The organism is Winogradskya humida (assembly GCF_016862215.1).
Lineage (GTDB): Bacteria > Actinomycetota > Actinomycetes > Mycobacteriales > Micromonosporaceae > Actinoplanes > Actinoplanes humidus.
Window position 1 is genome coordinate 1 of sequence record NZ_BOMN01000142.1, and the last position, 24,019, is coordinate 24,019.

Sequence of the window (24,019 nt, forward strand, 5' to 3'; positions counted from 1 at the left end):
AGGGGCGGGCCAAGACCCAGCCGCGGCGGCCGTGCGGGAACGTGGTGCGGATCGGGGTGGAAACCCAGTCGTAGACGCGGGGTCCGTGGGCGCCGTCGCCGCAGGAGATCCGCCGCCAGGCCCCGGCCCGGATCGTGTCGATGAGGGCGTCGACGCGGGTGGTGGTGTGCAGTCCAGAGGGCACTTCGTGGTCTTTGCGGGTGGCCATCACGTAGTGGATGTCCTGTTCTTCGCACCAGTCGCGCAGGCCGCGGTTCTGGCCGTAGGCCTCGTCGGCGGTGAACCAGGCGAACGGCACCTTCGCGTTGACGGCGCGTTCCAGCATGGCTTTCGCCTGCTGTGGTTTGGTCGCGAACGCGACTTCGTCCGCGATGTTCGCCGTGCGGCACCGGTCTCGGTCGTCGGTCCACGATGCCGGCAGGTACAACTCCCGGTCGATCAACGCCCGCCCGGCCGGGGTGTGATAGGCCAGGAACACTCCGATCTGGCAGTTGTCGACCTTGCCGGTGGTCCCGGTGTACTGCCTTTGGACACCGGCGGAGCGTTTGCCCTTCTTGATGAACCCGGTCTCGTCAGCGATCAGCACCCCACCCGGATCGCCGATCTCCGCGACGATCCGGGCCCGGACGGCGTCACGAACCGCGTCCCGGTCGAAACACGGGCTGCACAGCAACGCCTGCATCGAGTCCGGAGTGGCATCGCCGGCATGCTCGGCCAGGGTCCACCCGTTGCGCCGCTCGATCGGGGTCATCAACCCACGCAGATACTTCCTCGCCTGCCAGCGGGTCTCCACCCGGCCGAAATGGTGCGAGAACTCCAGGAAGAACTCCTGGAACGCCTCGTCCCATCCCCGCACCTGCTCAACCGTCACCACGTCCGGCAAACGATCCAGAACTACTCGAAGTAGTGATCCGCCGTAGCAGTACTAGGCCGACTGGCCGTGCTGAGCATGCCCGAGTTCCGGGGCCGGGTGGTCGATATCGAGAGCCTGCCGCCGGAGACGCTGCCGCTCGAGAACTCGATCGCCATGCCTATCTACGCGCGCGGCATGACCTCCGAACAGCTACTCGACGCCGTCTGCGCGGCCGTCCGGGTGCCGCCCTCATCGGTCGGCGAACTGGCCCGGCGGCTGCAGAGCGACCGCGAGAGGCGCGCCGTCGTGATCGACGGGATCGACGAGGCGGCCGACCCGCACGCCGTGGTCGACCAAGTCCTCGTACCGCTGGTGCGGATGGCGGCCACGGTCGGGCTGAAGCTCCTGCTCGGCATGCGCCCGTACCTGGTCGATCGCTTTGAAATGCGCACTTTCACCCGGCTCGATGCCGAAGAGCCAGCCTACGCTGACCCGGCCAGCATGCTCATCTACGCGAGGCGCTGCCTGGTGGAGCTGTCACCGGATTCCCCTTATCGGGGACGGCCTGAGATCGCGGCGAAGGTCGCCCGCCTGATATCCGAGGCGGCAAAGAACTCGTTTCTGGTAGCGCTGATCAACAGTCGGAGCCTTGCCAACCGGAAGACCGCCATCGAGGGCGTCGACACCGACCGGCTCAAACTGCCCACCGATGCCGCCGTCGCGATGCGGGTTGACCTAGAGTACCGGCTCGGTGACTCCGCCCAGAAGGCCCGCCTCCTGATGACTCCCCTAGCCTTCGCTCAAGGTGACGGCCTGCCCTGGGAGAACATCTGGGCGCCGCTGGCCGCGGAGATGACGGGCGCCGCGGCCAACGACGACGACGTGGACTGGGTCATGCAGGCGGCCGGCGGCTACATCGTCGAGACCAGGGTCGGCGACCGGTCGGCCTACCGGCTCTATCACGAGGCCCTAGCCGAACACCTTCGACGGGACCACGATGAGGCGTCGGCTCACCGGGCCGCATTCTCGGTCCTGTACAAGCGGGTTCCCCTCGACGTGCACGGCAAGGCCGCGTGGGCGGCGGCCGGCGGCTACACGCGGTACTACCTGTCGGTGCACGCCGCCCGCGGTGGTGTCCTCGACTCCCTGCTGATCGACCCGGCTTATCTGCTCGCGGCTGAGCGGACCAACCTGTTGACCGCGCTCTCCGCGGTCTGCACCTCGGAGGGCCGCGCGTCAGCGGCGGCCTACCGCGAGGCTGCCCACCGGCTGACTGTCCAGGTGGGGACGGACGCCCTCTCTTACCTCGAACTGGCCGCGCACAAGCAGGGCGCCCGCCAGCTCGGCGCGGCGATCGCGAATCTGCGGGCGGACCGACTGTGGGCCGTTGACTGGGCGCGATGGCGACCGCAGACGCCCCACCGCGACCTCGGCAAGGCGTCGGAGTCGATCAACGCGCTCACCCTCGGCCGGCTCAACGCGCGGCGGGTTGTTGTCACCGCCAACTCCGACCGGCACGTCAACATCTGGGACTTTGCCACCGGCAACCTCGTGCTCGACAGCGAGCTGACGGCCGGGCACCCACCGGCCCGGGTCGCCGTGCTCAGCGCGGGACCGTCGATGTATCTAGCCATCGGCGGCTCGACTGGCCGGGCCGGCAAGGACTGGATGGGCCACGTCACCACCTACGCGTTCCCAGCCGGGCAGCTCGTCGGTACCTTCTCCTCGGCCGACGTCGATCCCAGCTCCGGCGTCGGCCTGCTGCCCATCGAGGGGCGGCTGATGGTGCTGGCTCCACGCCCTTCGGGCGCGTTGTGGGCCTGGGATGCGGAGACCGGAGATCCAGCCGACCGGCCTCCGATCCGGCAGTACATCGACGACCGTTTCTGGTCGCTCGGGCACCTCGACGACCGGTCCGTCGCGGTGACCAGAAGCGCCACCCATGTCGTTCGCGTTCACGACATCGAGCAGCGGACCCTGCTGGCGGAGTTCCAGGCGTTCAGCGACACCCCGAACCGATCGTGTGCCGTGGGCCGGAGCGGAGGCACCTTGTACTTCGTCGCCTACAGCCCCCGCAGCCTCGAAGTATGGGACACCGAGACCGGCAAGCTGTCACTGTCCATCGGCGGATTCGGCCGTGCGTTGACCATCAACGGCGATCCGAAACATCACGACGCGGGCATGGCCCGAACCACTTCTCACCCGCGTCGCGACGTCATGGCGGGCCGCCTGCGCCCGTCCGACCGGATGCTGTTCCCCGGTGCTCGACCGGCCACGTCGGACCGGTCCATCGTCAGCGCGACCGTCGTCGAGCGGGACAAGACGCCGGTCCTGGTCCTCGCCTACGACGACGGGCAGATCCTGTGCAGGCCGCTGGCCGTGGGCGCACGTGCAGAGCCCCCGATGCAGGGACACCGCGGCGGCGTCCTCTTCATGCTGCCGACTGAGTTCGACGGACGGCCGATGCTGGTGACCGCGGGCGAGGACCGGAGCCTGCGGGTCTGGGACGTGCTGCCCGGCACCGTCCAGCACGCCAGCTGGGAGGCAGCCGAGCTCGGCGTCCAGTGCCTATCCAGCGCCACCCGCGACGGCGAGCCGGTCACCGTTGTGGCTACTGCCGACGCGAAGCTGCGGATATGGGACAGCCGCGGGGCAGAGGTGCTGTCCCAGCGCGTCGCGGGCCAGGTGTGGGACCTGTGCTCGCTGCCCGCCGACGAGACGGCGATCGTCTACGGCCCGGGCATCGACCGTTCGCTGCGGGGTTGGAGCCTGGGTCGGACGGCCGTCATGGTGGCCGACCTATGGACCGGCCGAACCGGCTGGATCAGCGCGGTAGCGGCTCACCAAGGCACCGACCGTCCTTTGATCTTCGTAGCGGCCGAGAACGGCGACGTGCGGCTCTTCGACACGCGAGAGGGGACGGATCGGACAGTGGGCCGGGTCGGCAAGACCAGCAACCCGGTCGTCGCCTTGCTGGCTTCGACCGGCGCCGGCCCCGTCTATCTCGGCGTGGTGCAGCGCGACGGCACCCTCGGCCTATGGAACCTCCATCACCGGGGCCTCAGTCCGGTAGCGCGGTTCATCACCCGCGGCCCGGCATCGTGGATCCTGATCGACGCGGCTGAGCGGAGGGCGGTGGCCACCGTCGGTGGTCACCTGCTGCTGTTCCGCATTCCGGCTGGCTTCACCGAACGTCTATCCGCCCGCTCCCGCGGCTTGGAGCTCATCCGGACAATTACCCTGGACTCGGCGGTGACGGCCGCCTGCTACGACGACCACCTTCGCCTCATCTTCGTCGGCCAGGCCAGCTCGGTGAAGATCTACGACCGCTCGTTCGTGCTTGTCCAGGTGATCAGCTTGGGTGCCGGCGTGCGGAAGCTGGCCAGCCTGGGCCACGGCCGCATCGTCGCCGCCACTGACGCCGGCTCGGTCGGCCTAGCGGTGCTACGGCCCCCGTCGTCCAGCGCCGTCATCGACGGCGTCGTCGTGCCGGAGAACGGGCAGCCAATATCGCTGCCGGGGGGAGCGCCATTACGGGGCGTGACGCAGACCGGTCGGACTGACGCTTGATTGCGCCGCGATCACCAACCTCAAGGGGCCTTGATGCCGTAGAGCGCGTGCACGCGGCGATCGGTCTGCACAACCTGACTAGCGCCTTTGAGGTGGTTCTGACCCATTAAAGGTGTTTCGACAGCGATGACCAGGATCGCGGTTTGTCGACACGGACGTAAAAATATTCCATGTGACCCCCCTCGGGTAGCCACTTCGCTCAACCGTGGCCCCCAGTCGGTGTCCGAGGCCGACCTGGACGCCGACCTCGCTGCGCTCGGGTTCGGGTCGGACACCGGCGACGACGGCCCGGCTCCGCCAGAACACGGATTCACCCGTCCGTGACTTTCGCCGACGCGGGGTCGTCGGGCAGAATTTGCCGGGCGATCTCGCGACCGTGAGTGCGGCGGCGACTAACAATTAATGCGCAGGTGGGGTTTGCGGGCTGATGACGAGTGTGCCTCGGCGGCCGAGCTCGTTTTCCTCGTCTCGTCCCGGGATGATGTCGGCGCGCGCACGGCAGATCAGTTCGAGTGGCAGGCTGCGATGGCAGCAGCCGACTGTCTCCGTCTCTATTGGGAGGAGCTCGGCGCCGACAGCGCATTCCGGGAAACAATCAAGATCCGAATAGTGTGTGAGCACCACGAGGACTGGACCGTCGTCTACTACGCGGACGCGACGCTCGTGTCTGCGAAACACTACGGCGAGAACTTCAGTCCATACTCCACGATCAACTCCTTAATGGACGAAGGCGGCGTCGCACACCTTTTCAGCAGCTGGCTCGCACTACGCGAAAAGCCCACCACCCGCCTGGTTACCGCCACGGGTGCGTCCGGCGATACGGCAAAGCTCCTGGAGCTGGCTAGAGTCGCAATGGAAAGGCGACTTGACAGCGTGGGTCTCGATCCGACTCCGGAGCAAGTTGATACCCTCGAGAGGTTTCACCAAGCTCTCCTGAAGCATAGTGCTGGTTACCGCGATCACTGGGCAAAGGTCGACGGCTTCCGACCCGGGGAGTCGGCCACGGGAACGCAGCAGCGTCAGCTGATTCGTTTCCTGTCTGGTTTCATGTTTCAGTACAACCCGGTGAACCGGCATGTCATCGCCGACGCGGCGCCGACGCGGTTCGTTCTACCCCTACTCAACCGGCTCGGGATCATGGCGGACCCTGGCCCGGTCTGGGTCGCCGTTCTTGGGCTCGTTCGGCAGCGCATGCGGTCCCGAGGCCCCACACCATCCGGCGGGCTCCTGCCGGTCCGGCCCCTTGGATCCGGTGGCGGAACGGTTACGCCGGCCGAGGCAGAGGCAATGTTGGTCGCCCGAATCGTGACGCTGACCGATATTGACCAGGTAATCCAGCAAGCGATCACGCGGCCGACCGGGTTCGCTAACCTGCGGCGTTTGGTGAGATTCAGCCGGTTGGCGATCAAGATGGAGGCGGGAAGCTGCCCCGACACCATGATCGAGCTGGCCGAGCGGCTCCACCGCGAGTGGTTGAACTACTGGCGTGATCACGACCTGGACCCGACCGCACGCAGCCGCAAGCGGCGGTTGGAGCGTGACCTGCTTAGGATCAGTGTCAAGGCAACGGTACTGGTGAGACAGCGCGACGCGGCGTGGGGACCGACACTGTGGCAGCAGCTCGAGACCGAGCTGGAACGCAGCCAAGACATTCTGCCGCCCGGTATAGACGTCAGCCTTGCGCTCGGCGGGTTATGCGACCTCGCCAGCAATGGCGAGGTGTGGTTCAGCGAAAGCTTCGACGTCGATCACGAACAGGCACGCCGGCGTTCCGCGAGAGGAGGAGACGACTCATGACGGCGCCCGACGCTGATGAGCTCGCGTTGCTACGCGAGGATCTCGCCTACCACCAGGCACGAGTACTGCTCCTCGTCACCGCGGTCTCCGCCGAGCCGGGACATGCCCGCAAGCTCGACGGTCTGACGAAACTCGCCAAGCTTGACTTCCTCCTGCGCTACCCGGCACTGGCAAGCGTTGTACTCGACCCGCTCGATCCTCGTGACCCACGCTTGCAGCTCGATGACGAAGACCACCGAGAACCGACAGCGGTGGAGGCCCCCATGACCCGGTACAAATACGGTCCCTGGGATGACCGGTATTACATGATCATCGGTGCTCTTGTCGGTCGCGGATTACTTAAATACGCCCGCGGGCGGCAGGGCAGCGTCGCCCTGGCACCCACAGCGGCCGGCCGCAAGACGGCAGCCGAGATGGCCGGGACCACACAATGGTCGGAGATCGCCGGGCGCAGCCAGGCCATCGCCCAGGCATCGACCGGGTTAACAGGTAATGCATTGAAGGAACTGATCTACCAGAGGCTGGCTGACCTAATGGACCGACCGCACCGGCAGGTGATCCGGTGACCACTACGTTCCGGCTCAACACCGTCACCCTTGATACCGTCGAAGGCCAGGTGGAGTACTCCTTCGCAGCGGATCTCACCATCCTCGCCGGGCCCACTGCCGTCGGCAAGACCACCCTCCTCGAAGCGATCAAGTACGGCTTCGGTGGGGACGGAATGTTGGCTCCCGTGGTCGTCTCGAGCGTGACCGCGGTAAGCATCGACGTCACCCTTGGGCAGGGCCGCTACCTTCTCACCCGCAGCGTGGACCCGGGTAAGCGCCGGACGGTACGTGTGACCGATTTGAAGAGCGGCGAACGGTTACCCGACCACAGTACCGAGCTCAACGACACCCCGAGCCTGTCCGGGCTGCTCATGGGTGCCCTAGGCTTCGCCGACGATATGCGCGCCGCCGCCCGCGCAAGCGGCAGCACAAGAGCCGGCGCACGGATCACATTTAGCGACATCTACTCCTACCTCTACGTCCCCCAGGCCGACATCAACCGCGACATCGCCAGAAGCCACGACCAGTACCTTGCACCAAAACGCAAAGCCGTCTTCGAGTTGCTATTCGGACTCACCGATCAGTCCCTTCTAGCACTGCGGTCGAGAGCCACCCAGCTGAACGGCGAAGTCGACGAGGCCAAAAAAGAAACGACGACTATTCGCAACTTCCTCGCGACGACCCGCACCACGAGCAAGGAAGAGGCACTCAACGCCCACGGCGACGCCCGCAACGACCAGATAGCAACAGAAGCCGCCCTGCGAGTTCTGCGGGAAGAAATCACACCCGCGGTCGACCACGAAACCCAGGTGTTGCGTGATCTATTAACCGACGGCGAACGTCGGCTCGCTGAAGCCAGGTCTGCGACCACGGCCTTGATTCGCCAGAGTACAGAGCTGACCGCAGAGAAACGGCGTGTCGAGGGCGACATCGCCCGACTCCGCCGCATGCGTGACGCCGGCGCCCGCATCGCCAACATCGAGTTCGTAGCATGCCCGCGATGCATGCAATCACTCACCAACCGGCCCGTCGCAGACGGAACATGCCGCGTATGCCTGCAACCGGATCCCGTCGCTGGCCATACGGACACCGACCAATACGAGGAACGGCAGCTCGCTAGCCAGCTTCGCGAAATGGACGATCAACTTGCAGCCATCGCCGGGCAGCTTCACGTCACCAACGACGCAGTCACCGACCGCGAGAAACTCGTCAGAGAACTGACGATCGATATCGAACATCGCACGGCAGCCCGGGTCACCCCTCGCCTACAGGCATTCGCCGATGCATCCGGCCGACTGGCGACAGCTTTGGCTCGGCAGCGCGAGCTCGATGGCGTGCTCCGGCAATGGGACCGCGTCGACGACCTAATCGCGGCTGAGGAACGGCTGGCCGCAGACAGAGACGCGATTCGTTCCGAGATCGCCCGGCGGGAGGAAGCCATCGATGAGCGGCGCGGCGAAATCCTCACCGAGCTTAACGCCGAATTCAACCGCGCACTGCGCAGCATCGGCGTCCCCGGCATTAAGACAGCACACATCCACCCCACCAACTATTTGCCTATCTTGAATGGCGAGCCTTTCTTCAAGATGAGTCGCGGCGGCGGCATCATCACCGCCACGCAAATCGCCTACTGGACGACAATGCTGTATGTCGTGGTCAGCCGCGGCGACACCTACTACCCCTCGTTCCTACTCATTGACAGCCCGCGCATGGCCTTGAACTCCGCCACCGACATCTCCACAGCCCTGTACCGTCGCCTGCGTGCCCTTTCCGGCGCGCTGCCGGGGAAGCTGCAAATGATCGTCGCGGACAATGAGCTGCCCGACGCGGTCCAACGAGACTTCGCCGAGCTGGACTTCGATTACGAGCATCCCACCGTTGGCACTATCGCCCACCCGGGGCCGAACGCCGTGCAGCCCGTCAGCCAGGACGACGCCCAGTAAGCACCTTTCGCCGGAATGGGCGAAAGCGGTAACAGCTCGCCCCGTTGTGGCCCAGCCTCGGGGCCCTAAACGCTGCGGAGGGCTGAGTGGCTTCGGAGCTAGTCGGCCTACAATGGTGATTAAGTCTTTAACGGATTGGACGAGCCGGTCGAGCGGGACGGCGGTGAGCGCGTCGCCAGGCCGGATCTATCGAGCAACTTCGACAGCTCGTGCCAGTCGGCGTCTTGCCGCGGCGTACCAGCTAGTAGAGCGGTTACCACCGTGTCGCTACTTCGAGGGTCCCGCAGAGCTGCAAGCAGGATCGCCGTGAAGGAAGCCTCGTTGAGCCAACCCTTAATTACCGGCCCGGGCGGGCGGATCCAGGCTGGATCGATCCCAACGGCCTCACCGGCCCTTGGAATCGTGTAGACGGAGTTCAGCCCTGGCCCGGCATACCGGCTTCCTTCAAGAGCCGGAAGAAGTTGTATCTGCCCCTGAAGTTAGGGTTGCCGAGGACGACGAGCTTTTCTCTCTCCAGTAGGGCCAAGGCCCGGACGAGCTGGCGTCGCATGCCGGCCGAGCGTTGCCCGGTACTCGTGGCAGCAGGTAATAGGTCGACCCAGGCGGCCAGCTGCTCGGTTCGGTGCAGCAGCGGTCGCGTGTTGTCGACGCCGACCCCTGGCGGACGACGTGCTTGGGCCTCGAACAGCGCGATCAAGTACAGCTGCAGCGCCCATCCCTTTAACGGGGCTAGCGCTGCGGCTGGTGACGCCACCACGGCAGCCTCCGGCCCCGGAGTCCGCGCCCGGATGAGGTCTCGGCGGATCTCATATGACGCCCGGTTCTGCCCGCCGCCTTCGTGAATCTTGCGCAGCTCCTGCCGGGCACGCTCGTACGACCGACGATGCGCGTGCATAGCGCCGGCCCGATCATGATGGCGCTGTTGTTCGCGAACGTTCACGACCGCCAAGAGTATTGTGACCGATCAGCCGAACCAAGAAGTTCCTTCGCTCGAAGGCCAACGAGGACGCTGAGCCAATCCGCTCTCCGACCTGCCAGGACGGCCACCTGGCATACGCGGCTGATCGGTCATGGTGCTGTTTGGCCTGCGACTTGTACCGGTGCCATCGTTGCCCAGACATCGAGAAGCGGTGCTGGCGGATTGCCCGACCGGCAAACTCGGCGAAGGGATTACTGTGCAAAATCTGGTATTGGTCGGGTTGTACGCCGTGGTGGCTCTGCTCGCGGCAGCGCTCGTCGGCGCGTTCTCTGGATGGTTGTCGTGGCTCGATGACCGCCGGGTCCCGCGAGCCGTGCTTGTTGGCGGCTCGGCCTCTGGCGCTGCTCTCGTGCTTGCTGTCGCCGTCGCGGCCCTGCTGACCTGACACGTCCACAGACTGCCCAGTGTCGTTGTCGCCCAGCGCATCCTCGACGACACTCGTATCGATGTGACCGACCTGCACGACGATCAAAGTTATACATGGTCCGGCGATGGACGCACACCACGGAGCGAAAGCCGACTGTCTCCACTTACCGTGTAACCGTGAGATCGGCAAGGCCTACAGCGGTCGAAATGAAGGACCGGGCGTTGCCGGCTCCGTCCTCCACCATGGCGGACACAAGTAAGCGAGGGGACCTTGACCAAGGTGACGATCAACAAGCGAGCGATCGCCAAACTCACGCGCGAGATCCAAAAGGAATCGACAAGCACCCGATCCGAGTGCCGGTCGAGGCAGACCCCCATATCCATCCCGCCGACCACCATGCCGCCAGCACCACCGTCCACAACAACTTCGGGGTAGTCTTCCACGCCAGCGCCGAAGGTGCGCAGGTGGCGACGAACAACAGCGGACAGATCAACCAGCAACAAACTCACGGCGACCAGTTGGCTCCCTGGTTCGAGCCCCTCGCCCAAACCGTCGCCCTCGTCATGCAAGGCCTCGCCCTGGTGAAGCTCACGGATGACGACCGCCGCGACGCCGAAGAGGCTGCCGCTGAGGTGACCACCGACCACCCCAACTCGAGCAAGATCCGCCGCGCGGTCAACGTTCTCAAAGGGGTGCTCGCACCGATCGGCGCCGGCTTGGCGACCGCTACGAACGCCGAGGTCCAGGAGTGGGCGCGTACCGCCATCGACCAGCTCGGCGCGGCCCTCTACCTACGCGGCCCGTACGAGGGCTGGTTCCGCGCCTCGGCCTCGACGCACGTCCATATCGCCGAATTCACCCAGTCCAGTGATGAAGCCTGTCACTCCCGTGCTGACCAGCGGCCTTTGGCTCCCTGCGGTTCCGTACTCTCGGACACCCCTCGTCCCTGGTCAGCAAGTTGTCAGACGTCGAGCCAAGGGATCCGCTGTGCGGGCGACGATCCGAACGACCCCGGCTGGGTGGGCCACAAGCTGCTCCCATGAATATCACGAGCCTGGCCAATGCGCTTTCGCGAGCTGGGCGCTGTAGGAAACAGCTGCCAGCACTGGCGGTGCCGGCGGGCCGCGCCCGTGCAGGGAACGGACCGACGCCGGTGCCGGTGCCGATCAGGGAACCTGCGGCCTTGCAGCGCGGCCCGCTCCCGTCATTCACTCGGTCGGCGGGTGAGCACCTCGTCGAGGTACTCGCGCCAACGGTGGCTACATTGGCAAACCACGTCGGGGCTGTTGTGCACCTCGCAGTGCTGTTCCGTTTTATGGTGTTGTCCCGGGCAGCGATGGCCAGCAGCCGGCCACCTGAGGAGAGCGCCAGTGCGGTCACTCCGCCGGCACGACCGTGGTCGCGGACGGCGGATATGTTGCTCAGGTCCGTGATCGGCGGGCCGCGCGAGTCGAAGAGTCGTACGGATTTGTCCGATGATCCGATGGCGATCCGGCTGCCGTCCCCAGCCCAGGTTGTCCGGGCCGCGAATGTCGGCCAGCTGTGCTGGCACGCGATCCGGGAGCTTAGGGCATGATCTCCGCCCAGGCGCCGCGCTCGTCCAGGTGGAGGACATTTTGGCCACTACCTGCAAGTGCAGATGAAGGAAGTCAGACTCACTTCCAACAGGACGTCATGCTCGCGCAAATTCAATCAGCTTGGGCATGCGGGCACGATCCGCAGCGTCACCGCTTGACTATGACAACCGCGCGTCGATGACGTAGCGCTCTCCCCTAACCTTGGCTGGTAACGGGGGAAGAGGAGAACATGCGCTGGTGGGAACGACTACAGGCTTGGTGGGCCGACCCGTCGGAGTCTGCCGACGGTGATGTCGCGCTTCTTCCGCTGACGCCGCAGTTCGAGCCGGGGCAGCATGAGGACTATGTCGTACGGCTGGCCTCCGCCCTAAAGGCCCCGGACATCCGCAACATCGCCCTGACTGGTCGTTACGGTGCGGGTAAGTCGAGCGTCCTGAAGGCGTTCACCGACCAACACACAGGACGCGTTCTCAACCTCTCCTTGTCGACCCTCGGGCCTTCCGAGGAGGAGAAGTCGACCACCAACCGGATCGAGAAGGAACTCGTCAAACAACTGCTGCACAGCCAGCCCCAGCGTTTGCTGCCCCGCTCGCATTTCCGACGCATCGACAAGCCGGACTTCCGCCGGGCTATCGCCTTCGCCACGACGCAGGTCGTGGTAGTCGCGCTGATCCTGTTCTTTGTCGGCCGCTTCCCGCGCCTGACCGGCGCCACCAAGGACCATCCGTGGCCGGTGCGGGCCGGGGCAGTCCTTCTGTTCGGGCTACTGACGGTGGCCGTGCTGACGTGGATCCGGCAGGTCGTCCACAACCGGGTCGTCTCCTCCGTGTCTGCCGCCGGGGCCACCGTCGCGCTCGGGGCGAAAGAGGTCAGCTACTTCGACAAGTATCTCGACGAGATCGTCTACTTCTTCGAGTCGATGAAATTCGACGTCGTTGTCTTCGAGGACCTCGACCGGTTCGACGATCCGCACATCTTCGAGGCGCTGCGTGAGCTGAACACTCTGCTCAACGCCTCGCATGCGGCCCAGGGCCGGACGATACGGTTCGTTTACGCGCTCAAGGACAGTATTTTCGAGCGGCTGGGCAACGACACCAAGCAGCTCGACGACTCTGCTACGGCCGAGTCGGTGCGGGCGAACCGCACGAAGTTCTTCGACCTGGTCGTGCCGGTGGTTCCGTTCATAACTCACCGCACGTCTCGCGACCTGCTCACCACTCTGCTGGCTAACCCGGCGCTCGTCCCGGTGACACCCGACCTGGTCGACCTGGTTGCGCGGCACATCAGCGACATGCGGCTGCTGAAAAACATTCGCAACGAATACGCCGTATTCGCCGCCCGCTTGATCACGGCGAAGCACGGCGTTCCTCAACTACGCGCCGATTCGGTCTTCGCGATGATGGTCTACAAGAACGTCCACCTAGCCGACTTTGAGCAGGTCTCGCTGGGCCGCAGCGACCTCGACAAGCTTTACAAATTCAGCCGTGACCTGGTGAATCAGTCCATTGCAAGGCGACGCGACCGCCTCAGAGAGCTCGCCGATTCCGAGGCGCTGGCCTACGTTCTTCGGGAGAAGCCCGAACGGTTCGGCCGACGCCTGAACTGGTATGCCGATGTCATCCGGCGCTCCGTCAACCGTCATCAGTACACCCTCATGAGCTACACGGTCGGCGCCCAAACGTTCACTCCCGCGGAGGCCGAAACCGCGCAGTTCTGGCGAACGCTGATCGCAGACGGAAACGGACCAATCGCAAACTTCCATCAGTACAGCTCGCCCTGGGCAGTGTCCATCCCGTTGGCCGATATCCGCGAGCTCTTCCGGGCCGAACTGGACCTGGACGACTGGGACGCCCGCGAACGTCAGGCACGGGACGCCGAACGTGAAGAGGTGAGCGCGGAGATCCCGGCGCTGCGGAAGGCCGACTTTGCCGACCTGGCCGCGAAGCCCGCCTTCACTCTCACCCGCGAGATCGCGGAGGACACCTTCGAGACGCTCCTCAAGGAGACAATTCGCTCCGAGGTTGCCCGCGATCTGATCCGCCGCGGCTTCATCGATCAGAACTTCGCCCTCTACGTAGCCCAGTATTACGGCGAGCGGGTCTCCCTCCGCGCCATGAACTTCATCGTGCAGCACGTGCAGCCCAACATCCCCGATACGTACTACGCCTTCGACGGCCCGGACGACATCGCCGGGGTCCTGCGGGAAACCAAGGCAGAATTCCTCGACCTGAACAGCGCCTACAACATCGAAATCCTGGACCACCTGCTAGCAAGTCAGCACCCTGGCGCCCGGACCGTCCTCAACCGCCTTGCCGAGATCGATGGCCCGACCGAGCAGGCCTTCCTCCAGGCCTACCTGAGCGGCGGAGCGCAGGCCGTGGAGGCTGTCCGGCGGCTGTCCGGCCCGTGGCCGCCGATCCTGAGCCGGATTCTGCGGGTCCCCGACCTCCTGCCGGAACGCCGGCTCGACCTGGTCGACGTGGGAGTCGCGCATGCTGATCCGAATCTCGATCGGCAGACTGAGGAGCAGGTGACCACCTACCTCCAGGACAACTACGCTCGCCTGACCTGCCTGACCCAACCAGCCGACGAGCCATCGGCGCGCAACGCGGTCGCGCTACTGAGGCAGGTTCGGGTGATGATCGACGACCTGAGCGTTCTCGATCACGGAGTACGTGCCCTGGTCGTCGCCGACAGCATGTACACCCTCACCGCCGGGAACCTGCACAGCGCGCTGCACAATCCGCCGACCCTGAGCCTGGACACCATCCAGGCGATCGAACCGACCGTCTATAGCTACTGCATCAACAATCCCGCCGACTACCTGACCGCGGTCGAAAACGACAAGCCCACGACGATGACGGTCGCGGATCCCGGCACCTTCGCGGACATCGTCACGGATATCTCCGGTTGGGAGACCGGACTGGCCGAGCGAGTCTGCCGCGCCGCGTCGACGCAGTGCCGGATCGAGCATCTCGCGGAGGTACCCACGGAGGTATGGCCCGCGCTGGCTCGCTCCCGGCGATTCCCGGCGACGGTGACCAACACTGCCGCATACATCGAGTTGGTCAGCGGGGTCGACGCGGATCTGGCCGGCCTGCTCGTCGACGCAGGCACAACTATCACTCCCGCCGGTGAGCCCGATCCGCTCGCCGAGCAGAAGACGCTGGTCGCCGTAACGATCCTTCGCAGCCGAGCGACGATCCCCGCCCCCAAGACCCGCGCCGCGTTGGTCACCACGCTCGCCCTGACCGAGTCGATCGCCGCGAGCAACGTCGAGCCCGAGGACGGCCCCCTGCTCGGCGAGCTGCTCCGCCACCAGATCTGCGACGACACCGCCGAACTGTTCCAACGGTTCGCAACCAGCGACTGGGAGACTCTGCAGTACGGCATCGAAAACTCGGCGAAGTTCGTCGACTTCGCCGCGCCCGCCCTGCTCGATGAGGACATGACGGCCCGGCTACTGGGCAGCGCCTCGATTAGCCAAATCGTCCGGCAAGCCGTCCTATCTCGGCTGGACGAGTTCGTTCCGACCGACCATCGCGATGCGCTGCTGGCCGCCGGGAGCTTCGCCGCGACGGCCCAGTTGCCGCTAGGCCCCGCCCAACTGGAACGGATCGCCCACGCAACCCGCCACGCGGCGGTGGTGGTCCCGCTGGTCAACCAGCTCGGGAACGCCATCTCGACGAACCAGATCATCGCTATCCTTACGAACCTCGGGAACCAGTACGCCGATCTGGGCACCCCGGCCGCATCGTTAGCCTTCCCGAACGACCCCCATCACCTCCGGGTTCTCACCCGGCTCAAGGAGGAGGGACTGCTGTCAAAGTTGACCAGACGCCCCGCCAAATCCCAGATCAGCGTCACGGTCGCCTGAACTTTGGCCCAAAGGTTCTCTCGGGAGACCTTGAGGTTATGGGAGGTGCCTCGCTGGGCTATGAATAGGGGTTCCACCGGCGGCGCAGGACGCACTTGATGAGCTGGTTGGCGACTCGGGCGAGGCCCTACCGGTAGGCCGGGACGAAGGGGCGGGCACGGTGGAGGACACGGAGTTGGTCATTGCGCGATTGACCTCGGTTTGGCGGGCAGCAGTGGCTGGCACAGACGGTCGACGATTCGTCGTTGGATTAGCCCTGGGTGACGAGGTGGAGAACGTGGTGTAGCTGAGCTCTGCCAGCGGGCCGACTGCCGGGCGCAGTGAATCCGGGGACACCTCATATTCGGACGTTGTCGGTGTCTGTGATCCATCATCGGTATTGTCGACCAGCAAGCCACTTTCTAACGCCGCATGAAGCTAACCCGCTCGGGTCCCGATGCAACGGCTGCGGTTCAGCGCGAAGTGGCAGGCATGGCGCTTGATGGCGTGCGGTAGGTCGTCTCAACATGTCTCGTCGAGGTCGATGGCCCCGGTCGAGTGACGGTCATCCGTGGCTGGCGGCCGGGTCGGCGGTCGTTGGACCAGCCGCCGACCCGGGCGGCGCATGATTTACAGGAGCAGGTGCCAGCTGATCACCGCGATCAGCATCAGGACTGTCAGACGGGCAGTCCGGGCGTTGCTACTCAGAGAGTAACGGATGGTCTTACCTGTTTCAGTGACGGCAGCCAAACTGTTGATCATGATGTCCTCCTATGGCGAGTCGAGAGCGGGCTGCTCTCTCTGCTGAGGATGGTGGGGAGGCGTAGCCGGTCGCTAACTGCTCTGCAGCGAATTCGATGTAATCTCTAAGTGTGGAGGCCGAGGAACAGTGCACCATCGACAGCGTGCTCTCAGCGGCCTCTCTCCGAGGCCATGATGTAGGCCCGCGCCTATTGACTGACTGGGTAGCACGCGGGCTGCTCGATCATCCCCAGAAGCGGCCCTTGGGTCATGCCCGGGGCTCCTTGCCAGCCATATACACCCCGCAACAGCGGGACCTCTTCCTGGCCTTGCTCGACAAGAGGCGCGACGGTGCAAAGCACATCAAAACCCTGGCCAAGATCCCGATTTGGTTCTGGCTTTACTACGGTGATGATTGGGTACCGACCCGGCAGGTCTCCCGCGCCTTGAAGTCCTGGCTAGGTGATTATTCCGTGAGCACTAAGGCGGCGGCCCGCGACGCTACCGCGATGATTAAACAGTTCGATCATCCGGATGCCACTCTGGTTGCCAGACGAAGACTTCACCTAGTTCTGACCGAAGTGGCCAAGAAGAGGCGAATCGTCGACAGAGCCGGCCTGGAGCGAGCCGTCCGCGACGTCTTCGAGCCCGCGAATGTCTTCGGCGCGGTACGCAGAGGCGCTGGTCCATCGGCGATGCCAGTAAGTGCCGATGGCGTTGTTCCACTCATCGAGGCCCGCCTGTCCAGCGCCCACGCAATCAGAGGTGCTTGCCTTGACGAAGTATTTCTGAATCGCGCTCGCGACGAATTTAGACTCGGTCGGGCTGAATACGTCAGGATGCTTCCTCATCTGAGGGCGCAAGCCGGTGAGCAGCACGCCTCGATGTTTTACGCCGATACCCCCGAGAGCCAGCTAAGGGACTGCGCGAACGACTTCCAAACGCTTCTTGGATTTATGCTGCTCGCTGCGAAGCGAGAGGCACGCGCGGCGAGTTCAGCCCCGTGACGGAGGGCGAGCTACTCGTCCGAGCCCTCAATTCCTACCTGGATCTGGCCCAAGCCGTGAGCATGTTCTTCGCCGCCGATCGGAAGCTCTGCCAGTGGCAGGACGGTGTAACCACCCAAGCGGTCCATTTGCTGGCCGAAGCGCAACTGGCACTCTCGCGGCATCCCGACGAGGCACGGCGAGCTGTCGAGCGGGCAGTTGTGGCCGTGATCGGCTGCCCGTCGATGCCATGACGTGTGGGCCATTATCGATCTGCACAGCAGGGCCGTCACTTGGGTGGCCTACGAATGATCACCACGGAGGTCTGCTAGGTCATCTGTGTTGTCAGTATCGGAAGGTGGCGACCAGGGCGGTCAGCTGGGTGGACATGCGGGCCAGTTCGGCGGTGGCGACCTGGGTTTCGGTGACGCCTTCGCTGGTGGTGCGGGCTGATTCGGCGACGCCGGTGATGGTGTGGGAGATGTCGCCGGTGCCCATGGCCGCTTCGGAGACGCTGCGGTTCATCTCGGCGGTGGTGGCGGTCTGTTCTTCGACGGCGGAAGCGATGGTGGTCTGGAAGTCGCTGATGCGGGTGATCACGCCGGTGATCTCTTCGATGGCGGTGACCGCGCCGCCCGCGTCGGCTTGAATGGCCTCGACCCGGCGGGAGATCTCCTCGGTGGCCTTCGCGGTCTCCTGGGCCAGATCCTTGACCTCGGAGGCAACGACAGCGAAGCCTTTACCGGCCTCGCCGGCGCGGGCGGCTTCGATGGTCGCGTTGAGGGCCAGGAGGTTGGTCTGCTCGGCGATCGAGGTGATGACCTTGATGACGTTGCCGATCTCGGCTGACGAGTCACCGAGCTTGTTCATGGTGACCGAGGTCTGGGTGGCCGCGGCGACCGCTTCAGCGGCGACGCGGGCGGCCTCGGTGGCGTTCTGCGAGATCTCCCGGATGGACGCGGCCATCTCTTCGCCGCCGGCGGAGACGGTGCCGACGCTGGCCGAGACCTGTTCGGCGGCGGAGGCCACGCTCTGGGCCTGGACGGAGGTTTCCTCGGCTGAGCCGGCGATCTGGCGGGCGGTCGCGGAGATTTCCTCGGTGGCGCTGGCGAGGGAGACCGCGGAGGTGTCGATGGTGCCCACGGTGGCACGAAGTTTTTCGACGGCGGTGTCGAGGGCGCGGCCCATTCGTCCAGGTTCGTCGCGGCTGGTCAGGCCGCTGCTGCGGGTCAGGTCGCCGCCGGCGAGGGCGTTGCAGACCTCTTCGACGCGGGCCAGGGGGCGCACGATCGAGCGGGACACGAACAGGCCGGTGAACCCGGCGACGATCAGGCCACCCAGCAGCAGGGCAACCGACAGGGTACGGCTTGACGTGTACGCGTCCTGCGCTGATCTGGCGGCGGTGGCGGCGTCGGTGGTTTCGGCGGCGGTGAGCTGGTCGACGGCCGTAGTGATCGTGTTCATGATGGGTAGCACGTCGGTGTCGCGGACCCTCGTCCAGGCGGTGATGTCGTGGGTGGCGCCCGCGGGTAGCAGTTGGCCGGTGACCATCGTGGTGTAGGCCGCCCATTGCGTTTTCAGGGTGGCGATGACGGTGGTGTCTCCGGCGGACTGGCTGGCCGAGTAGGCGGCGAGGTCGGTGTCGAAGTCGCTGCTGTCGGTGGTGAAGGCGTCATCGTATTTGGTGGCCGTTGCCGGGGTCAGGGCGAGGGCCTGGTTCGATACGTCGAGGCGGGCCTTGAGTACCGCCCCGCGGACCTGTTCGATCGCGGCGACCGCGAGCAGGTTGCGGCGGTAGATTCGTTGGGCGGAGCCACTGGCCCGCGACAGTGCCACCAGGCCGGAAATCCCGACAGTGAGGGCGACCAGGGCGGCCAGCCCGACCGCGGTGAGGATTTTGACGCTGGTGGGCAGGTCGCCGAATCGACGTGTGGTGGCCATGGCAGGGGTGCCTTCCTCCGGGGCGCGGCCGGTGGCCGCTCGTGCTTGCCCACCATCGGCGTCGGCTAGGGGCCTCTGCAGTGATACTTTCTGTGAAGTTGCTGTAGCGCATGGTGCAATCTGGGTGCGCCGAACTCCGGGCCGTCAGGCTGGCGCCAGCGCTCCTCTGGCGGGAAAGCGGCTCGCCCGTTGTCCGGCGGATCGGGTCGGCGTCGCTTCTCAGCAGTGATGTGTCTGCCCAGAAACGCCGGGTTGCCGGACGGGAATGCTGCCCGGTGCAATCCGGGTGGGGTGGTGGCGAGACCTGCGGTGTCCCGGGTGGCCGCCGCGCTGACCTTGATCCTCGTCGCCGGTCTGCTTCTTACGGTCTTCAGCAGGCCTGCCCGGACGCGCCTGCCTCCGACGGAGCCGTCGAGGGCAGGCGCATTGTCATGTGCTCAGACCCGGAAAGCACCGACCAGCACGCGTAGTTGTTCGGCGGTGCGAGCTACGTCGGCGCTGGCCTGGTTGCTTTGGTGAACGCCCTCTACGGAGGCGTTGCTGGCCCGCGATACATCCGCGATGCTGCCGGCGATGCGTTCGGCGCCGGCAGCTACTTCGGCGATGCTGCGTGACATCTCCGCGGTAGTGGCGGTCTGTTCCTCGACGGCGCTGGCGATGGTGGTCTGGTAGTCGTTGATCTTCGCGATGACCTCGCTGATCCGGTTGATGACCTCGACAGCGCCGCCGGTGTCGGACTGGATCGCTGCGACCCGGCTGCTGATGTCCTCGGTGGCCTTCGCGGTCTCCTGTGCCAGGTCTTTGACCTCGGAGGCGACCACGGCGAAGCCTTTACCCAGCTCACCCGCGCGGGCGGCCTCGATAGTGGCGTTGAGGGCGAGCAGGTTGGTTTGCTCCGCGATGGCGGTGATCAGCTTGATGACGTTACCGATTTCCGCGGAGGACTCACCGAGGCGTTCGATGCTCTGGGTGGCCAGGGTGGCTTCGGTGACGGCCTGACCGGCGATCTGCGCCGCCTGGTTGGTGTTCTCGGCGATCTCCCGGATGGACAGACTCATTTCCTCGCCACCGGCGGCGACGGTCTGCACATTACGGGAGATCTCGTCGGCTTCGGTTGACGCCGCCGCGGTCTGCGCGTTGGTCTGTTGGGTGGCCCCGGCGATCTCCGAGCTCGTCGCGGCCAGCTCGGTGGCTGCACCGGCGAGGGTGTCGGCGTTGGCGGCCATCGCCTGCATCGCTTCCCGCATCGTGTTCACCGCCTGGTCCAGTCCGGCGGCCATGACGCCGAGCTCATCGCGGGAGTCGACGTCGGTGCGCTGGGTCAAGTCACCGGTGGCGAGCGCGGCGACGACTTCACCGACCCGCCGCACCGGGCGCAGGATCGACCGCAGCAACGGCACCGACAACACGGCTAGGGCGAGCAGGCCGAGTCCGGCGACCAGCAGCATCCAAAGACGCGCCGCGCTTTTCGTGGCGGCCATCGACTGCTGATGCGACGTGACTTCGGCGTCCAGCTGGTCGTGGACCGCGCTGATGGCGTCGTCGACGGCGTTGTTCTGCTCGGCGATCGAGTCGTAGCGGCCCTCGATGGCCGCCACATCGGCTTTGGCGTCGGCGGTGAACGTCGTGACAAAGGTATTGAACGCCGCCACTTTGGTACCGAGGTCATCGATGTTGTCGTCGACGGTTCCCGGCAGGACGTACTGCGACGCCGCGTCCAGGGCCTCATTGGCGGAGGTCACGTCATCAGCGGCGTCACCGGTGGTGTCGTCACCGTGCGCGGCCCGATACGCGTCGACCTTCAGCTCGCTCTCGCGGGTATCGAGGTGATTCAGCGCGGACTTGGCGGAAACGTAGTCCCGCAACGTCTGGGCATGATCGTTGAGGTCTTCCTGCGACCAGATGCCGATACCCGTGACCGTGGCGGTGACCACCACCCCGATCGCCACAATCGATGACAACCGCACGCCGATACGGACATCAGCAAGACGAGGCATGCGTGTTCCCCCCGGGTGTCACCGTTGATGTGGGCCTGTATGGCTCCGTCACCTGTGCATGTCGGCATCACCTGATATCTGCTGAGCGATCCGTTGAGCAGTTTCCTAAGACCCCGCCGGCGTATAAGGCCAGCTCCTACCATGAGGGGGTGCCCCCTGGCCTGGAGCAGCACTCCGACGTCACCGACAACGAACCAGTCACCGGCCTTATCGATGCGATGACCGCGATAATGGCGGACTCCGTCCTGCTGGCCCGGCAGCTGCACCACGCAGGACTGCTGTCGGACCAGGCTCTGACCGCTCTGCTCGCCCAAGAAGACCAGATCAGCGCAGGGATCACCCAGCTGGGCGCTGGCCACAAGTAAGTCGACGGCGTTGCCCAGCAAGCGCGGCTTGCCATCCACCGGCTGCAAGCGGTACGTAGCTGTGGGAGTCGCTACAACACACGGCGCAACCGGGGTACGCCACGTCTCGGGCCGCCCGGCTGGCGACCGGCGCTACGACATCGGATGTCGCGCTCAGAAAAGCGCCGGGGTTGCCGAACGGGAACGCTGTGACCGGTGCGACCAGGGTGGGGCGGCGGCGAGACCTAAGGGTGTCCTGGATCGCCGTCGCCCTGACGGCGATCGTCGTGGCAGCACAGATCGTCGCGCTGCTGGTCGACGGGGCGAGGTTGGCGATCACGTCCTACTCGCTTACGGTGCTCGACGTGCTGGGCCTGGTCTACAGCCTGCGGGCAACCCGGCGGGGTATGAACCGGTTCACCTGGCAGTCGCTGAGTACGGCCCGGGTGATGTCGATGGTGTCGACGGCGTGCCTGATCACCGCGCTGCACTCCAGCCAGGCCCGGTGGTGGTGGATCGGGGTGATAACCGGGCTGATCACGTACGTGTGCCTGGCGCTGGCCGCGGTGGCAGTTCCCGCCCAGCGGCTGCAAGGATCGCAGTGGGCCGCGTTCGCCGCCGAGGTACTCACCGTCACGGGCTGCGGGTTCATGTTCATCTGGCATTTTGTGCTGTCCCCGATCGTCGAGTCCGGCACCCGGGGTCATCTGCTCGTCCTCGCCCTCGGGTTCCCGCTGGGTGACCTGCTGCTACTGGTAGCGGTCACCGCGTTCCTGCTGCGCAGCGGGTTCCTGTCCATCTCGCGGCCGGTGGTCCTGCTCGTGGCCGGCATCGGGCTGTATCTCGTGGCCGACCTGCTGCTCGATGGTGTCGGCAACGACGGCGTCCGCAGCATGGGTTCACGACCAGCAACGGTGAGCATGGTCGCGGCCTCACTGCTGCTGACCCTCGCCGCGCGATGGCAGGCCAGCACCCCCACGACCACCACGACCACTGCGGGAGCGAGTCCGGTGCCGCCGGTCTGGGCCACCTACTTCCCGTACGCCGCCACCGCAGCCGGTTTCACGTTGATGATCGTTGTCACTGTGCTCGACAACGCCCTGATGTCCTGGGGTGGCCTGGTCCTCGGCATGATCGTCATGACCGGTGCCGTCGTCGCCCGCCAGTTGCTGTCCCTGCGCGCTAGTCGCAGCCAGACCGTGACCGACATGCTGACCGGGCTCGCGAACCGCACCGGCCTGCACCACGCCCTGGACCGTGCCGTACGCCGCCAGGCCCCGGTCGCGCTTTTCGCCATCCACCTCGACGGCTTCGACCAGATCAACACCCTGCACGGCCGCAGCGTCGGCAAAGCCCTGCTGACCGAGTTCGCTCACCTGCTGCGCTCCACCACCCGCAGCACCGACATCGCCGCCCGCGCCGGCGGCGACGAGTTCACCCTGCTCGCCCACGACATCCGCACACCCGGCGAAGCGACCGCCGTGGCCCACCGCCTGCTCACCACCGTCACAGCCTCCCCCGTGACGATCGGCGAGCTCACCCTTACCCTGCAGCTCAGCATCGGTATTAGCCTCACACAGCCCGACACCAGCGTGGAAGAACTCACCCAGCGGGCCGCCGTCGCCCTGTACCAGGCCGAACGAGCCGGCAAACACAGCTATGCCCTGTACGACCCGTCGATGATCGACCGCCGCACCGAGGACGCCCTGCTCGCCCGCGACCTCGACCACGCCGTCCCCGACGGCCAGCTACTGGTCCTGTACCAGCCCATGGTCGACCTTGCCACCGGCCAGCCGCGCGGTGTCGAGGCCCTGGTCCGCTGGCAGCACCCGCACCGCGGCCTCATCTCCCCGCTGGACTTCATCCCGATCGCCGAACGCACCGGCGCCATCACCATCATCGGCCTGCACGTCCTGGAGCAGGCCTGTCACCAGATCCAGGACTGGCGCCGGCAACTACCCGCCGACCGGCCGTTCTACGTCAGTGTCAACGTCTCACCCCGGCAACTACAGGAACCCACCCTGGTCGACGACATCCTCGCCGTCCTGGCCCGCACCGGCATGAAACCCGCAGATCTGGTCCTCGAAGTCACCGAATCCGCCGTCGTCGACGAACAGATCGCCATCCCAGCCCTGCGCACCCTGCGCGAACACGGCATCCGCGTCGCCATCGACGACTTCGGCACCGGCTACTCGTCACTGCACTACCTGACCCGGCTACCCGTCGACATCCTCAAAATCGACCGCAGCTTCGTCAACGAGCTCAACGGCACCGCCGAAGGCGCCGCCGTCGCCCAGGCCATCATCCATCTCAGCAAGGCCCTGCATCTGAGCACCGTCGCCGAGGGCATCGAAACCACCAGGCAGGCCACCGAGTTGCAACACCTGGGCTGCGACATCGGCCAGGGCTACCTGTACGCCCGGCCACTGGTCCCGGACGACGTCACCGCCATGCTGCTGCACCACGTTGAGCAGCAGGCGTAAGTCGCGTTCCCGCTGTTTCGTCCGGCCGTGGTGCCGA

The 24,019-nt window shown here is 65.6% G+C and carries 15 protein-coding genes and 1 pseudogene; 11 read left to right on the plus strand and 5 right to left on the minus strand.

The window, feature by feature from the left end:
* Positions 1 to 856, minus strand: an 856-nt coding sequence (locus Ahu01nite_RS46770; RefSeq protein WP_239159712.1) for an IS701 family transposase, incomplete at its 3' end; no start/stop codon positions are given.
* A gap of 93 nt (positions 857 to 949) precedes the next feature.
* Here Ahu01nite_RS46770 and Ahu01nite_RS46775 point away from each other — a divergent pair.
* The 4 genes from Ahu01nite_RS46775 to Ahu01nite_RS46790 all read left to right on the plus strand — a co-directional run bounded on the left by Ahu01nite_RS46775 (position 950) and on the right by Ahu01nite_RS46790 (position 8,711).
* Complete coding sequence (locus Ahu01nite_RS46775) at positions 950 to 4,423, plus strand: WD40 repeat domain-containing protein (RefSeq protein WP_203843227.1); 3,474 nt, start codon at positions 950 to 952, stop codon at positions 4,421 to 4,423.
* Positions 4,424 to 4,840: 417 nt separating this feature from the next.
* Positions 4,841 to 6,220: a hypothetical protein gene (locus tag Ahu01nite_RS46780; protein ID WP_203843228.1), complete on the plus strand. Its 1,380-nt coding sequence runs from the start codon at positions 4,841 to 4,843 to the stop codon at positions 6,218 to 6,220.
* Positions 6,217 to 6,786, plus strand: coding sequence for a hypothetical protein (locus Ahu01nite_RS51135; protein ID WP_239159700.1), 570 nt, complete (start codon positions 6,217 to 6,219; stop codon positions 6,784 to 6,786). The genes Ahu01nite_RS46780 and Ahu01nite_RS51135 overlap by 4 nt, the downstream gene beginning before the upstream one ends.
* Positions 6,783 to 8,711 carry an AAA family ATPase gene (locus Ahu01nite_RS46790; protein ID WP_203843229.1) on the plus strand — a complete coding sequence of 643 codons (1,929 nt, stop codon included), beginning with the start codon at positions 6,783 to 6,785 and terminating at the stop codon, positions 8,709 to 8,711. Before Ahu01nite_RS51135 ends, Ahu01nite_RS46790 begins: the two co-directional genes overlap by 4 nt.
* A gap of 415 nt (positions 8,712 to 9,126) precedes the next feature.
* Here the strand turns inward: Ahu01nite_RS46790 and Ahu01nite_RS46795 are convergent, their stop codons facing one another.
* Entirely contained in the window at positions 9,127 to 9,651 is a 525-nt protein-coding gene (locus Ahu01nite_RS46795; protein WP_203843230.1) for a hypothetical protein, read from the minus strand.
* Between the two features lie 130 nt (positions 9,652 to 9,781).
* Between Ahu01nite_RS46795 and Ahu01nite_RS51140 the strand changes: the two genes are divergently transcribed.
* Both Ahu01nite_RS51140 and Ahu01nite_RS46805 read left to right on the plus strand, forming a co-directional pair.
* Positions 9,782 to 10,075 (plus strand): hypothetical protein, encoded by a 294-nt coding sequence (locus Ahu01nite_RS51140; RefSeq protein ID WP_239159701.1) that lies wholly within the window; start codon positions 9,782 to 9,784, stop codon positions 10,073 to 10,075.
* A 335-nt stretch (positions 10,076 to 10,410) separates the two neighbouring features.
* Positions 10,411 to 11,100 (plus strand): hypothetical protein, encoded by a 690-nt coding sequence (locus tag Ahu01nite_RS46805; protein ID WP_203843231.1) that lies wholly within the window; start codon positions 10,411 to 10,413, stop codon positions 11,098 to 11,100.
* A 280-nt stretch (positions 11,101 to 11,380) separates the two neighbouring features.
* Here Ahu01nite_RS46805 and Ahu01nite_RS51955 read toward each other — a convergent pair.
* Positions 11,381 to 11,644, minus strand: a pseudogene (locus Ahu01nite_RS51955) (hypothetical protein); the annotation flags it as partial.
* Between the two features lie 219 nt (positions 11,645 to 11,863).
* Here Ahu01nite_RS51955 and Ahu01nite_RS46810 point away from each other — a divergent pair.
* The 3 genes from Ahu01nite_RS46810 to Ahu01nite_RS46820 all read left to right on the plus strand — a co-directional run bounded on the left by Ahu01nite_RS46810 (position 11,864) and on the right by Ahu01nite_RS46820 (position 17,471).
* Entirely contained in the window at positions 11,864 to 15,511 is a 3,648-nt protein-coding gene (locus Ahu01nite_RS46810; protein ID WP_203843232.1) for a YobI family P-loop NTPase, read from the plus strand.
* 851 nt (positions 15,512 to 16,362) lie between these two features.
* A complete protein-coding gene (locus Ahu01nite_RS46815) occupies positions 16,363 to 17,238 on the plus strand; it encodes a hypothetical protein (protein ID WP_203843233.1) in 876 nt (291 codons plus the stop codon).
* The gene (locus Ahu01nite_RS46820; RefSeq protein ID WP_203843234.1) at positions 17,235 to 17,471 is read left to right on the plus strand and encodes a hypothetical protein; all 237 of its coding nucleotides are present in this window, start codon (positions 17,235 to 17,237) and stop codon (positions 17,469 to 17,471) included. The genes Ahu01nite_RS46815 and Ahu01nite_RS46820 overlap by 4 nt, the downstream gene beginning before the upstream one ends.
* 91 nt (positions 17,472 to 17,562) lie before the next feature.
* Here Ahu01nite_RS46820 and Ahu01nite_RS46825 read toward each other — a convergent pair whose 3' ends face one another.
* Together Ahu01nite_RS46825 and Ahu01nite_RS46830 are read right to left on the minus strand one after the other, a co-directional pair.
* On the minus strand, positions 17,563 to 19,158 hold the full coding sequence (locus tag Ahu01nite_RS46825) for a methyl-accepting chemotaxis protein (protein WP_203843235.1): 1,596 nt from the start codon (positions 19,156 to 19,158) through the stop codon (positions 17,563 to 17,565).
* 437 nt (positions 19,159 to 19,595) lie between these two features.
* On the minus strand, positions 19,596 to 21,155 hold the full coding sequence (locus Ahu01nite_RS46830; RefSeq protein ID WP_203843236.1) for a methyl-accepting chemotaxis protein: 1,560 nt from the start codon (positions 21,153 to 21,155) through the stop codon (positions 19,596 to 19,598).
* A 149-nt stretch (positions 21,156 to 21,304) separates the two neighbouring features.
* Here Ahu01nite_RS46830 and Ahu01nite_RS46835 point away from each other — a divergent pair, with 149 nt between their 5' ends.
* Positions 21,305 to 21,520 carry a hypothetical protein gene (locus Ahu01nite_RS46835; protein ID WP_203843237.1) on the plus strand — a complete coding sequence of 72 codons (216 nt, stop codon included), beginning with the start codon at positions 21,305 to 21,307 and terminating at the stop codon, positions 21,518 to 21,520.
* A gap of 230 nt (positions 21,521 to 21,750) precedes the next feature.
* Positions 21,751 to 23,982, plus strand: coding sequence for a putative bifunctional diguanylate cyclase/phosphodiesterase (locus Ahu01nite_RS46840; RefSeq protein ID WP_203843238.1), 2,232 nt, complete (start codon positions 21,751 to 21,753; stop codon positions 23,980 to 23,982).
* The last annotated feature ends 37 nt before the right edge of the window (positions 23,983 to 24,019 follow it).